The sequence below is a fragment of the Paracoccus beibuensis genome (genome assembly GCF_026162625.1).
Taxonomy (GTDB): domain Bacteria; phylum Pseudomonadota; class Alphaproteobacteria; order Rhodobacterales; family Rhodobacteraceae; genus Paracoccus; species Paracoccus beibuensis.
Window position 1 is genome coordinate 1 of record NZ_JAOTBD010000027.1, and the last position, 12,244, is coordinate 12,244.

12 protein-coding genes are annotated in these 12,244 nt (G+C 67.9%); 6 read left to right on the plus strand and 6 right to left on the minus strand.

What is annotated here, in order from left to right:
* Window positions 1–124 precede the first annotated feature (124 nt).
* A complete protein-coding gene (locus tag OC159_RS14610) occupies window positions 125–385 on the plus strand; it encodes a thiamine pyrophosphate-dependent enzyme (protein ID WP_265501960.1) in 261 nt (86 codons plus the stop codon).
* 462 nt (window positions 386–847) lie between these two features.
* Here OC159_RS14610 and OC159_RS14615 read toward each other — a convergent pair whose 3' ends face one another.
* The gene (locus OC159_RS14615) at window positions 848–1,078 is read right to left on the minus strand and encodes a hypothetical protein (RefSeq protein ID WP_265501913.1); all 231 of its coding nucleotides are present in this window, start codon (window positions 1,076–1,078) and stop codon (window positions 848–850) included.
* A 23-nt stretch (window positions 1,079–1,101) separates the two neighbouring features.
* Window positions 1,102–1,965 (minus strand): omptin family outer membrane protease, encoded by an 864-nt coding sequence (locus tag OC159_RS14620; protein WP_265501914.1) that lies wholly within the window; start codon window positions 1,963–1,965, stop codon window positions 1,102–1,104.
* Between the two features lie 414 nt (window positions 1,966–2,379).
* Here OC159_RS14620 and OC159_RS14625 point away from each other — a divergent pair, with 414 nt between their 5' ends.
* The 3 genes from OC159_RS14625 to msrA all read left to right on the plus strand — a co-directional run bounded on the left by OC159_RS14625 (window position 2,380) and on the right by msrA (window position 4,364).
* The gene (locus OC159_RS14625) at window positions 2,380–3,348 is read left to right on the plus strand and encodes an NAD(P)H-dependent flavin oxidoreductase (RefSeq protein ID WP_265501915.1); all 969 of its coding nucleotides are present in this window, start codon (window positions 2,380–2,382) and stop codon (window positions 3,346–3,348) included.
* A 67-nt stretch (window positions 3,349–3,415) separates the two neighbouring features.
* Entirely contained in the window at window positions 3,416–3,865 is a 450-nt protein-coding gene (msrB, locus tag OC159_RS14630) for a peptide-methionine (R)-S-oxide reductase MsrB (RefSeq protein WP_265501916.1), read from the plus strand.
* Window positions 3,858–4,364 carry a peptide-methionine (S)-S-oxide reductase MsrA gene (gene msrA / locus OC159_RS14635; protein ID WP_265501917.1) on the plus strand — a complete coding sequence of 169 codons (507 nt, stop codon included), beginning with the start codon at window positions 3,858–3,860 and terminating at the stop codon, window positions 4,362–4,364. The genes msrB and msrA overlap by 8 nt, the downstream gene beginning before the upstream one ends.
* A gap of 100 nt (window positions 4,365–4,464) precedes the next feature.
* Here msrA and OC159_RS14640 read toward each other — a convergent pair whose 3' ends face one another.
* The 4 genes from OC159_RS14640 to kynU form a co-directional block, all read right to left on the minus strand.
* The gene (locus OC159_RS14640) at window positions 4,465–7,506 is read right to left on the minus strand and encodes an efflux RND transporter permease subunit (protein ID WP_265501918.1); all 3,042 of its coding nucleotides are present in this window, start codon (window positions 7,504–7,506) and stop codon (window positions 4,465–4,467) included.
* Entirely contained in the window at window positions 7,503–8,603 is a 1,101-nt protein-coding gene (locus OC159_RS14645) for an efflux RND transporter periplasmic adaptor subunit (protein WP_265501919.1), read from the minus strand. The genes OC159_RS14640 and OC159_RS14645 overlap by 4 nt, the downstream gene beginning before the upstream one ends.
* Window positions 8,600–9,667: an efflux RND transporter periplasmic adaptor subunit gene (locus OC159_RS14650; RefSeq protein ID WP_265501920.1), complete on the minus strand. Its 1,068-nt coding sequence runs from the start codon at window positions 9,665–9,667 to the stop codon at window positions 8,600–8,602. Before OC159_RS14650 ends, OC159_RS14645 begins: the two co-directional genes overlap by 4 nt.
* 68 nt (window positions 9,668–9,735) lie before the next feature.
* Entirely contained in the window at window positions 9,736–10,923 is a 1,188-nt protein-coding gene (kynU, locus tag OC159_RS14655; RefSeq protein ID WP_265501921.1) for a kynureninase, read from the minus strand.
* A 73-nt stretch (window positions 10,924–10,996) separates the two neighbouring features.
* On the opposite strand from kynU, the gene OC159_RS14660 reads away from it, so the two are divergent.
* Window positions 10,997–11,803, plus strand: a complete 807-nt coding sequence (locus OC159_RS14660; protein ID WP_407674136.1) for an alpha/beta hydrolase — start codon at window positions 10,997–10,999, stop codon at window positions 11,801–11,803.
* A gap of 36 nt (window positions 11,804–11,839) precedes the next feature.
* Entirely contained in the window at window positions 11,840–12,172 is a 333-nt protein-coding gene (locus OC159_RS14665) for a hypothetical protein (RefSeq protein WP_265501922.1), read from the plus strand.
* Window positions 12,173–12,244: the final 72 nt, after the last annotated feature.

The following is a 12,244-nucleotide window of genomic DNA, read 5'->3' on the forward strand; positions in this document are numbered from 1 at the left end:
CAAGCGCTGAACACGCGCCCCCGAAAAACGCTGGCGTGGCAAACACCGGCAGAGGCTCTCGACCGGCTTCTCAAACAGGATATGATCGAAGGTGTTGCGACGACCGGTTGAAACTGCCTTGAAGATGCGGCGCGGAAAAATGGCGTCGCTGTCCGGCGGCCTGGCGTCGATGGGCGCGGCGGTGCCCTATGCCATCGCAGCCAAGTTCGCCTATCCCGAGCGGCCCGTGATCGCGATGGTGGGCGACGGCGCCATCCAGATGAGCAACATCCCGGAGTTGATCACGGTGGCCAAGTACTTGAAGCAACCCCCTCCTCCTCCCAGGGTTTCGTGCGGGCCGCTGCGGCTCCGATCCTCCTCCCCAGGGCCGCCGCACGTAACATAGCCGCCCCATCTGCGGCACCCCATGCGCCGGACCCTCTCCTCCTCCGTCCCCGGGACCGCGCAGGCGGTGAAAGCCCCTCCTCCCTGGCTGACACCGCACCCCATAAGCGGCCCCTCCTCCTCCCTAGGCCAGCGTTGCGCGGCGACCCCCTCCTCCTCGGAGGGCGGTCACATCATCAATGCCGGTGCGATGCCTGGTAGATAACATGATCTTCTCCCGGAGTTGCCACTAGGGAGCTCGGTGCCGCGCCTGGCTCCCGCAGTCTCGATGAGCTGGTGAGAGTTGCCCCCGCGTCATCAAACACTGCCGCCGAGCGGGTCAGGGTCGCGGTCAACACCAGTGGGGAACATCGGAGGTGCCAGGATTGGCTGGCGGCCTGATCAAACATCCACGGTGGGATCTCCAGCCAACGTTCGACCGCAATCGTCGGCAGGCTCCAACGCAATGCTAGGCAGTAAGCCTTCACAATGATCTTGTGGACATAAGCCCGTTGGCCTGCCCAAGGATGTCAGGGATAAAAGTAGCTCCCGCTCCTCGATCCTGTAGGCGTTTTTGACCGAGTTGTACAACAATGACCGACAACCCGCGCGCCTTGAGCCGCAGCACGCAGAGGCCATTTTCGGTGTTGTCGACCGTGACCCGCTCGACCAGCCCGGCCAGAACCTCCGCAAGAATGTCCGCCTGCGGCGTCATGAGCGGCGCAACCTCCGGCTCTTTTATTCAGCTGTGTCGGAGCCTTCGGGTGCCACCTTCGGCTTGCGGCCCCTCTTCGCCTTTGGCGCGTCGTCCTCTCCAACGGCAGCAGCCGGCGCTTCCGTGCCCTCTTCGGTCACGGCTTTGGGCTTGCGGCCCTTGGTCGCCCGTGGCGCATCGACTGATCCCTCGGCTGCCGTATCGGCCGCGGCTTTGGGAGGGCGACCCCGCCGGGCCTTTGGGGCTTCCGCTGCCTCTTCCCGTGGCTGGCGCCGACGGACACCTGCGTCACCGACAGGCCCATTCCGGCGTTCCAGTCGGCGCTGCCGATCCCCTTGACCGGTCTTGATCTGCGAATAGCGCGAATCGCCGCGCCGGTCGTCGTGCCGGACGTGGCGCGCCTGCACGAAGGCCATCGTGCGATCGGTCAGCCGATAGTCCACCCGCGCCGCAAGGTCGACGAACGGCGTCGCGTCATAGCTGCGGTCGAAGCGCAGGTCGCGCAGCCAGTGGTGATCGGTCTCGCACGGGTTGATCCCGACGCCGCCCCTGACGCGTCCGCTGACGGTCCAGTCGCCGAATTGCCGGTCGACCTCGACGCCGGCAAACAGGCTGACCTGCCTCGGGCGATAGGACACGACCGTCAGCCCGTCGGGCAGCGTCGCGGAACCCGTCGCTGGAACAGACCAAGCTGCCGCCCCGCGCCTCCCACTCGATGTCGCTGTACGCAAGCTGCCATGCAGGTTCAGCGACATGTCCGCCGGGCCCGCCATGTCGCGCCCCACCGCCAGGTCGGCATCGACATAGCAGTTCAGCCGCGTGTCCGGGTGCAGCGACCTGTGGCTCCAGTCGTCGGTGCCCAGCTGCAGCCAGTCGAAGTCGGACATGTACGCCACCGTCGCCGAGTGCGGTGGACAGGCTGCCGGTCAGCACCCACACCCCGGGCAGGTCGCTGCGGACCTGGACCGTGCCCATCGGCACCTCGGCGGTCCAGGTCGGGTGGCTGCGCAAGCCGCGCGGATCGAAGATCCTCTCGTCGGCTTCGACATGGCCATAGCCGATGGACAGTCTGACGCTGCGGCCGTCAGCAGCCGCCGGCTGCACGCCCGCCGCAAACGCCAGCGCATGGATGATCGAACGGGCGATGAACGACACGGATGACGTTTCAGGAAAAAGGCTGCGGGAATAGCCTGCACATTCGTGGAAATCGGGCGGCCGTCAATCTCGACCCCTGTCGCCGCGTCACTTCTTGTCGCGCGGCGGGTGCCGCGTCATCGTGGCGCCACACCTGGAGGGAAAACATGCTGCCACCGATCCTGCAGAACCTGCGCATCCCCGTCGTCGCCTCGCCCATGTTCATCGTGTCGGGGCCGGACTTGGTGATCGCGCAGTGCAAGGCGGGCATCGTCGGCAGCTTTCCCGCCCTGAACGCGCGCGAGAAGGAGGGCGAGCCGTCGATGCTGGACGCCTGGCTGACCCGCATCGCCGAGGAGCTGGACCGCCACAACCACGCGAATCCCGACCGGCCGGCCGCGCCCTTTGCCGTGAACCAGATCGTCCATCGCAGCAACGCCCGGCTGGAACGCGACATCGAGATCTGCCACCGCCACAAGGTGCCGATCTGGATCACGTCGCTTGGCGCGCGGGTCGAGGTGAACGAGGCCGCCCATGACTGCGGCGGCATCGCGCTGCACGACGTGATCAACAACACCTTCGCGAAGAAGGCGATCGAGAAGGGTGCCGACGGCCTGATCGCCGTGGCGGCCGGTGCCGGGGGACATGCCGGCCCGCAGTCGCCCTTCGCCCTGGTACAGGAAATCCGCGAATGGTTCGACGGACCGCTTCTGCTGTCGGGCGCCATCGCCACCGGGCGGGCGGTGCTGGCGGCGCAGGCGATGGGGGCCGACCTGGCCTATATCGGCAGCCCCTTCATCGCGACCGAGGAAGCGAACGCCGATCCCGCCTACAAGCAGATGATCGTCGAGTCGGGCGCGATGGACATCGTCACGTCGTCGCTGTTCACCGGCGTGTCGGGCAACTACCTTGCGCCGTCGATCCGCAACGCAGGGATGGACCCCGCGAATCTGGCCGAAGCGGATGCCAGCGCGATGAACTTTGGCGGCGGGTCCGCCAAGGCCAAGGCCTGGAGCCAGATCTGGGGCGCGGGCCAGGGGATCGGCGCCGTGCGCGGGATCGAGCCGGCGGCAGAGCGGATCGACCGGCTTGCTGCCGAATACGCCGCGGCCAAGGACGCCCTTTCGCGGCTCTGACCTTTGCGGAATGGGCCCGCGGTCCCCATATAAGGGACCGAACGGGGCCACATTCGTGGAGGAACACTTGGCTTATGGAAAAACGCAGGACGCGGTCGACCGGCTGACGCCGGAGCAGTACCGCGTGACGCAGGAGAACGGCACCGAGCGTGCCTTCACCGGCGAATACGATCACCACTTCGAATCCGGCATCTATGTCGACGTCGTGTCGGGCGAGCCGCTGTTCGTCAGCGGCATGAAATACAACTCGGGCTGCGGCTGGCCGGCGTTCACCAAGCCGGTGGACGACATGGTGATCGAACATCGCGACGTCAGCTTCGGCATGGTCCGGACCGAGGTCAGGTCGAAGCATGGCGACAGCCACTTGGGCCATGTCTTCCCCGACGGCCCGCCCGAGGCGGGGGGCCTGCGCTATTGCATCAACTCGGCCGCGCTGCGCTTCGTGCCCAAGGACCGCATGGAGGCCGAAGGCTATGGCGACTATGTGTCGCAAGTCGAGGAGGTGCCCCATGGCTGAGCGCGCAGTTCTGGCCGGCGGCTGCTTCTGGGGCATGCAGGACCTGATCCGGCGGCTGCCGGGCGTTATCTCGACCCGCGTCGGCTATACCGGTGGCGACGTCGCGAACGCCACCTATCGCAACCACGGCACCCACGCCGAGGGGATCGAGATCACCTTTGATCCGCAGACGATCAGCTATCGCCGGCTCCTCGAATTCTTCTTCCAGATCCACAACCCCACGACGCCGAACCGGCAGGGCAACGACGTCGGGCTGAGCTATCGCTCGGCCATCTATTTCGTTGATGACGACCAGAAGCGCGTCGCCGAGGAGACGATTGCCGATGTTGACGCGTCGGGAATCTGGCCGGGCAAGGTCGTGACCGAAATGGAGCCGGTCGGCGATTTCTGGGAGGCCGAGCCCGAGCACCAGGATTACCTGGAGCGGATCCCGAACGGCTATACTTGCCACTTCCCGCGGCCGAACTGGGTCCTGCCCAAGCGCGACGCGGCCGAATAACCGAGAACGGGCGCCCCGAGAGGATCTCGGGGCGCTTTCTGCGTCCCGCGACGGCCGGGGGCGCTTCGCCCCCCGGCCCCCCCGAAGATTACCGCCCGGATTATGCCCTCGGCGGGCGGACGCGGAAGACGGCGCAATAAAGGGCCGGCACGAAGACCAAGGTGACCAGCGTGCCTGCGATGATGCCGCCCATCATGGCATAGGCCATCGGACCCCAGAACACCTGCCGCGAGATCGGGATCAGCGCCAGCGAGGCCGCAGCCGCGGTCAGCAGGATCGGTCGGGCACGGCTATCCGAAGCTTCGAACACGGCGTCCCACTGGCTGCGGCCCTTGTGGAGCAGTTCCCGGATCTCGTGGACCAGGATCACCGAGTTGCGGATCAGGATACCGATCAGCGCCAGGATGCCCAGGATCGCCACGAAGCCCATCGGCACGCCGAAGGGCACGAGGACCGCGACGACGCCGATGAGGCCAAGGGGCGCGGCGGCCAGCACGATCATCGACAGCCGGAAGCTTTGCATCTGCGCCATGACGAGCACCGCCATGATCAGCAGCATCACCGGCACCACTGCCGCGATGGGCGCCTGGCTTTCGGCCGAGCTTTCGACCGAGCCGCCGACCTCGACCTGGACCGTCGATGGAAGGGTGGCCTGATAGTCGGCGACCCTGTCGGCCAAAGCGGCGACCAAGGTCGCGGGCTGGTCGGCGGTGGCAATGGCGGCCTTGACCGTTACCGTCGGCAGGCCGTTCCGCTGCATGATCAGCGGCTGCTCTGACCCGTATTCCAGCGTCACCAGCGCCGACAGGGGCACGCTGCGGCCGTCGGCCAGGTTCAGCTGCAGGTTGCGGATCGATGCCAGCGACTGCCGGTCGGTCGCCTGCCCCCGCGCCACCACATCGATCAGGAAGATGTCGTCCAGAAGCTGCGTCACCTGCGTTCCGTTGAAGAGGCTGGAGAGCGCCTGCGCGATATCGGCGCTGGTCACGCCCAGCTGGCGCGCCTGGTCCTGGTCGACGACCAGGCGGACCATCCGCGCAGGCTCGTTCCAGTCCAGCGCGATGTCGCGCAGGCGCGGCTCCTCTGCCATCAGCGTCGCCAGCCCGCGCGCCGCGTCGCGCGCGGCGTCCGCATCGGGCGCCGTCACGCGGTACTGGACGGGCTTGCCGACGGGCGGGCCGATCTCCAGGTTCTTGACGTAGATGTCGACGCCCGGAAACTCCTCGACGGCTAGCCGGTTCAGGCGCGCCTTGACGCGGTCGCGCGCGGCAAGGTCGGGCGTCTGGATCACGATCTGGCCCATGTGCGGACCTGCCGTCGGCACGTCCATCGACAGCACGAACCGCGGCGCCCCCTGCCCGACATAGGATGTCCAGAACAGCACGTCCTCATCTTCCGCCAGCGTCGCCTCCAGCCGGTCCATGTCGGCGCGGGTGCGGGCGATGGACACGTTCTGGCGTTCGGTGATGTCGACCAGCACCTCGGTCCGGTCCGAGGTCGGGAAGAACTGCTGCTCGACGAAGCGCATTCCCCAGACCGAGGTAGCGAAGATTGCGACGGTGATGGCGATGGTCAGCCATTTCATCCGCATCGCGACGCGCAGCAGGCGGTGGAATGCACGGCGCAGGCGACCGGGCCCGCTGTGGTGCTGCGCCATCTTCGACGACAGGAAGGTCACCCCCAGAAGCGGCGCGAACAGCACCGCCACGACCCAGGACACCACCAGCGACACCGCGATCACCACGAACAGCGAGAAGGTGAATTCCCCCGCGGCCGAACTGTTCAGCCCGATTGGGATGAAGCCCGCGACGGTCACCAGCGTCCCCGTCAGCATGGGAAAGGCGATGGAGGTCCAGGCGTAGCTGGCGGCGTTTTCCAACGACTCGCCGACCTCCAGCCGAGAGATCATCGTTTCGATGGCGATCATCGCGTCGTCGACCAGAAGACCCAGCGCGATGATCAGCGCGCCAAGCGAAATCCGCTGCAGGGTGATGCCATAGATGTCCAGGATCACGAAGGTGATTGCCAGGCAAAGCGGGATCGTCAGCGTGACGACCAGGCCTGCGCGCAGCCCAAGGCTGATGAAGCTGACGATCAGGACGATGCCCACGGCCTCGGCCAGGGCCTTGACGAAATGGCCCACGGCGTCCTCGACCACGTGGGGCTGGTCGGCAAACTTCGCCATCTCGATCCCGATGGGAAGGTCGGCGGCGACCTTGGCCATCAGCGCGTCCAGCTCCTTGCCGAATTCGAGAATGTTGCCGCCGTCGCGCATGCCGACCTGAAGGCCGATGGCCTGCTGACCGTTATAACGGAAGAGCGACGTCGGCGGGTCCTGATAGTCGCGGGTAACCGTCGCCACGTCGGCCAGGTTGAAGAACCGTTCGCCCACGCGGAGGTTCACGGCCTCGATCTCTCCCGCGTCGTCGAATTGGCCGCCGATGCGGACCAGGATGCGTTCGGGTCCCGCATGAATGACGCCCGAGGGCGCGATGGCGTTCTGCTGCGCCAGCGTGGCCACGACCTGCGACTGGTTCAGCCCCAGTGCCGCCAGCCGCGCGGCCGAGAATTCGAGGAAGATCTCCTCGTCCTGCTCTCCCAGAAGCTCCGTCTTGCCGGCCGCGTCCAGCGCCGAGACCTGTCGGCGGATCGCCTCGACCCGGTCGCACAGCTCTCGCATGGTGAAGCCGTCCGCGTTGAAGGCATAGATGTTGCCGAAGACGTCGCCGAAATTGTCGTTGAACTGGAAGCCCTGAAACTCGCGCGGAAAGTCCGGACGGATGTCGGACATCATCTGACGCACGCGCTTCCAGACCTCGGGGACCGCCGGCCCGCGGATGGTCGGGTCCAGCTCGACATAGACGACGGCCTGCCCCGGCATGGTGACCGAGCGCGTGAAGTCCAGCTCGTCCAGTTCCTCCAGCTTGGTCTCGATCCGGGTGGTGACCTGCGTCAGCGTCTCGTGGATGGTCGCGCCCGGCATGGCGGCGGCGATGATCATCGTCTTGATGGTGAAGTCGGGGTCTTCCTCGCGACCGAGGTTCCCATAGCTGACGGTGCCCGCAACCATCGAGACGATCAGCAGGAACCACACGAAGCTGCGGTGATGCAGCGCCCAGTCCGACAGGTTGAAGCGTTTCAAGGGTCCAGCCTCCGGCCGACGGCCTGACCAGGGGTCAGGGATCTCACTCCGCGGATGACGATCTCGTCGCCCGCCTGCAGCCCGGACATGATCGAGACGCGGCCGCGGAAGGGCGCCGCCGCCTCGACCGGGACGCGTTCGACCTGCGCGGTCTCGCCTTTGCGGCGGACCCGCCAGACGGCGCTGCCATCGTCGCCGCTCACCACCGCCTCGGACGGCAGCGACAGCGAGGGCGCATCGGCCATGCCAAGCCGGGCGCGGACCAGCGCCCCAAGCCGGAACGGCGCGTCAGGCGGCAGGTCCAGGTAAAGGCGGCGCGTCCGCGTGGCGCTGTCGGCGACCGGGTCGATCCGGTCCAGGACCGCCGTCACCTCGGCGTCCGGCTCGTTTCTGTGCCAGACCGCGAAGGTGGCACCGGGCTCCAGCCCGACCAGCGACTGCGCCGGCAGGTCGAGCACGACCTCGGGCGTATCCTTGGCCGAGAGTTGCACGACCGGGGCGCCCGCGCCGACGACGGCGCCCGGCGACTCGGAGACGGCGCTGATCACGCCCGCGAACGGGGCCGTCATGCGGGCCAGTCCTTCGGCATTCTCGGCGCGCACAAGTTCGGACCGGGCCTGCTCGACCTCGGCAAGGGCTGCGCTGCCGGCCTGCTGTGCCTGTTCCAGCTGGGCATCGGACGCGACGTTGCGTGCGGCCAGCGCCTCGGTCCGCTCCAGGGTGGCGCGGGCGGTGCGCGCCTGCACCTCGGCCGCGGCCAGCGCCGCGCGGGCGGCGCGGGTGGTCGCGGACAGATCCTCGGTCGACAGCTGCGCCAGCAGCTGCCCTTCGGCAACCTCGTCGCCAAGATCGACCGGCCGGTCGATCATCCGGCCAAGGGTCTCGAAGCCCAGCTGGACCTGCGTGCGCGCCTGCACGACGCCCGGAATCCAGCGTTCGCCGGCGCTTCGGTCCTCAAGGATGACGCTGACCACGGGGCGCGGCGGACCGGCCGCCGCCTCAGCCTCGGCCTCGCCGGTCAGCCAGTCGGGCAGACCAAGCGCGGCAGCCGGACTCGCGGCCAAGGCGCAGGCGAGCGCCAGCAGAAGGCGGTTCATGGCTGCTCCTCCTGCACGGGGATCACGCGGCGGCCGGGGTAGAGAAGCTGCGAACCCTCGCCCACGACCTGCTGCCCATCCGAAAGCCCCTCGGCCACGTAGATCGCGCCGTCGACGAAATGGGCGATGCGGATCGGCGTCAGCGACACCCGGCGGTCGGAATCGACGGTCCAGACCGCCGCCTCGTCACCCTGTCGCATCAGCGCATTCCACGGGACGACCACGCCCTCGTCCAACGCAAGCCGCAAATGCCCGCGAATCGACGCGCCCAGCAGCCCCGCCATCGGCTGCAATGCGTCGAACTGCGCCCGCACGGTGACGGTGCCGCTCTCTGGGTCGACCAGCGGCGACACTTCGGTCACGGTGCCGGTCATGTCGGGACGCTGGATGTCCAGCGTGGTCAGCCGCACCTTGCGACCCAGGATCTCACGCAGCACGGGATCGTCGGGGGCGTTGAACACGGCCTCGAGGCCGTTCGTCTCGGCCAGGGTCAGCACCGGTTGCGCGGGCGCGACCACCTGGCCCGGCGCCAGCGACTTTCCTGTGACGACCGCATCGTCCGGGGCACGCAGCACGGTGTCGTCGACCGCGCGACGGGCCTGATCGACGGCCGATTCCGCCCGCTCCAGCGCGCCTTCTGCCTGTGACAGCGCCTGTTCGGCCTGGTCGGCGGCCGCGCGCGTGCCCACGCCCCGGTCCAGCAGCGCGATCGCCCGGTCGCGGGCCTGCCGCGCCTGCTCGGCCCCCGCCCGTGCCGCGCCCAACCCCGCCTCGGCGACGTTCAGCGCCTGATCCTGCTGGACCGCATCCAGCCGCGCCAGCGGCTGTCCGACGCTGACGTGATTGCCTTCCTCAACCAGGACCTGAGTGACGCGGCCGCCCTGCCGGAAGCCAAGTTCGACCGTGTCGATCGCCTCGATCTGACCCGACAGCTGCAGATCGATCGACAAGGGTTGCGTTTCGGCCGTGACCACACCGACGCGCAGATCGGCCGGCGTGGCCTGCTGCGCCAAGACAGGCATTGCACACGCGACATAAATCGCCGCGACAGTGTGTTTCAACATGAGGACAGCCTCGATATCAATGCTGCCTTCTGTCTGCCGATTCCGGTGATTTGGGAAGCCCCGTTCCCTCAGGTCACTGCGGCCTTTTCGCGAAATTTAATGTCGTCCCAACTTTTGTCGCGCAGGATTCGAGCCAGCACGGCAACCGCCCGCGAAACATCGCCTTCATCGTTGTAAAGCGGCGCGAAACCGAAACGCAGCACGTCGGGGGCGCGGAAGTCGCCAATGACGCCTTGGCCGATCAGCGCCTGCATCACCGCATAGCCCTGCGGATGCCGGAACCCCACCTGCGATCCGCGCCGCTGCGGGTCGCGGGGCGAGTTCAGGACAAGGTCCGGACATTCCCTCTCGACCCCGGCGATGAAGGCCTCGGTCAGCTGGATGGACCGCGCGCGAAGGTCGGTCATCGTGACGCCGTCCCAGACGTCCAGCGCCGCATCCAGCGCGGCCATGGCGATGACGGGGGGCGTGCCGACCCGCATCCGCTCGATCCCTTGGGCGGGGCGATAGTCCCTGTCGAAGGCGAAGGGCGCGGCATGACCCATCCAGCCCTGCAGGACCGGCTGCGCGGCATCGGCATGACGCGGATGGGTCCAGATGAAGGCCGGCGCCCCCGGCCCGCCATTGAGATACTTGTAGGTGCAGCCGACAGCGAAATCCGCATCCGCCCCGTGCAGGTCCACGTCCACCGCGCCCGCCGAATGCGCCAGGTCCCACAGTGCCAGCGCGCCAGCGTCATGCGCGCGGGCCGTCAGCGCCGCCATGTCGTGGCGGCGCCCGGTGCGATAGTCGACCTCGGTCAGCATCAGCACCGCCAGATCGGGGCCGATGGCGGCCTCGACCTCTTCGGGGGAGACGACCCGCAGCGTTGCGCCCATCGCGCGGGCGATTCCCTCGGCCACATAGAGGTCCGAGGGGAAGTTGCCGCTGTCGGACAGGATCACCTTCCGGTCGGGCCGCAGCGCCAGCGCGGCGCTGAGCGCCTGGAACACCTTGATCGACAGCGTGTCGCCCATCACGACCTCGCCGGCGCCGGCGCCGATCAGGCGCGCGATCCGGTCGCCGACCTTGCGCGGCTGGACGTACCAGCCGGCCTTGTTCCAGCCGGTGATCAGCATCTCGGACCATTCGTCCCGCATCATCCGCGCCACCCGGTCGGCAGCGGCGATGGGCATCGCCCCCAGCGAATTGCCGTCAAGGTAGGTCACCCCCTGCGGCAGGTGGAATGCGGCGCGCGTCCTGGCAAAGTCGGTCATAATTGGCTCCCTCTTGACGGCACGCTATCAGCCGGGTCACCTGCCCGGAAGAGGGGGCCGAACGAGGGGCGAATTGCTGTACCGGATCACCGACTGGAACGACGCCTATGCCAATGGCGCGCATATTCCCGACGCGGACGGCTATGCCCCGCGCTGGACCGACGCCGCCCGGGCCTTCCACACCAGCCATCCGCCGCGGCCCTTGGGTCGCGGACACCTGTTCCTGCCCGAGGGGCAGCCCCGGGGCCTGATGGTGTTCGTCCACGGCGGCTACTGGATGCGCTTCGATCCGTCCGTCTGGTCGCACCTGGCCGCGGGCGCGCTGGCAGCGGGTTGGGCCTGCGCCATGCCCGCCTATACGCTGGCGCCCCAGGCGCGGATCGCCGCCATGACGGCCGAAGTCGCAGAGGCCGTGGCGGATGCCGCCGCCCGCGTCGACGGTCCGATCGCGCTGACGGGCCATTCCGCCGGCGGGCATCTTGCGGCGCGCATGGTCTGCGTGGGCGTCCTGCCGGACAGGGTGGCCGCGCGGGTGACGGCCTGCGTGCCGATCTCTCCGTTGACGGACCTCCGGCCGCTGATGCGAACCGCAATGAACGACACGCTTCGGCTGGACCCGACCGAGGCTTGGGCCGAAAGCCCGGCCCTGCAGGAACCCCGCCCCGGCATTCCCGTCACCACCTGGGTCGGCGGGATGGAGCGGCCCGAGTTCATCCGTCAGGCGCGGCTTCTGGCCGACATCTGGGCGGGTCTCGGCGCGGCGACCGACTGCGTGATCGACCCCGGCCTGCACCACTTCGATGTCATCGATGCGCTTGGCCGTCCCGACAGCCCCCTGATGCGCCGGCTGCTGGACCAGGGGTTGCGGCAGACCGCTTGACGTGATGTGCCTGCGGCGGAACCAACGGAGGAACGCATGAAGGTCTTCACCCTTGTCGTCGAACTGGGCCGCAAGTCCGGCGACGGCCTGCCGGACCGTGCAACCGGCGCGGGCCTTGTCTGCTATGCCCCCGGCCAGGACGAGGCCGAGGCGGTCCGCGAGACCGTCGCGATCCTGAAACAGGCCGACATGGCGCCCCTGGACGTCACCGGCTATGGCACGCTGGAGGAACGGCTGGAGGAAGGCCACGAGATCGACCCCCAGGAACGGGCGCTGATGGAGCGCGCGCTGGCCGAGAACTCGGTGATCATCGCCCAGATGACGCCCTATTTCAGCGACGAGGCCGCCCAGCAGGACCCGCGCCATTAGCGAGACTGCGCCCTACCCAACCGGCGCGGGAATGGCTAGACTGATGTAAAAAACACCAATCGAGCGAACAAA

Bases quoted from the DNA above. Each gene is read 5' to 3' on its own strand.
- OC159_RS14665 (WP_265501922.1), top strand. From the start codon at position 11,840: ATGAAGGTCTTCACCCTTGTCGTCGAACTGGGCCGCAAGTCCGGCGAC.
- OC159_RS14610 (WP_265501960.1), top strand. From the start codon at position 125: ATGCGGCGCGGAAAAATGGCGTCGCTGTCCGGCGGCCTGGCGTCGATG.
- OC159_RS14615 (WP_265501913.1), bottom strand. From the start codon at position 1,078: ATGACGCCGCAGGCGGACATTCTTGCGGAGGTTCTGGCCGGGCTGGTC.
- OC159_RS14625 (WP_265501915.1), top strand. From the start codon at position 2,380: ATGCTGCCACCGATCCTGCAGAACCTGCGCATCCCCGTCGTCGCCTCG.
- OC159_RS14645 (WP_265501919.1), bottom strand. From the start codon at position 8,603: ATGAACCGCCTTCTGCTGGCGCTCGCCTGCGCCTTGGCCGCGAGTCCG.
- kynU (WP_265501921.1), bottom strand. From the start codon at position 10,923: ATGACCGACTTTGCCAGGACGCGCGCCGCATTCCACCTGCCGCAGGGG.
- OC159_RS14650 (WP_265501920.1), bottom strand. From the start codon at position 9,667: ATGTTGAAACACACTGTCGCGGCGATTTATGTCGCGTGTGCAATGCCT.
- msrA (WP_265501917.1), top strand. From the start codon at position 3,858: ATGGCTGAGCGCGCAGTTCTGGCCGGCGGCTGCTTCTGGGGCATGCAG.
- OC159_RS14620 (WP_265501914.1), bottom strand. From the start codon at position 1,965: ATGTCCGACTTCGACTGGCTGCAGCTGGGCACCGACGACTGGAGCCAC.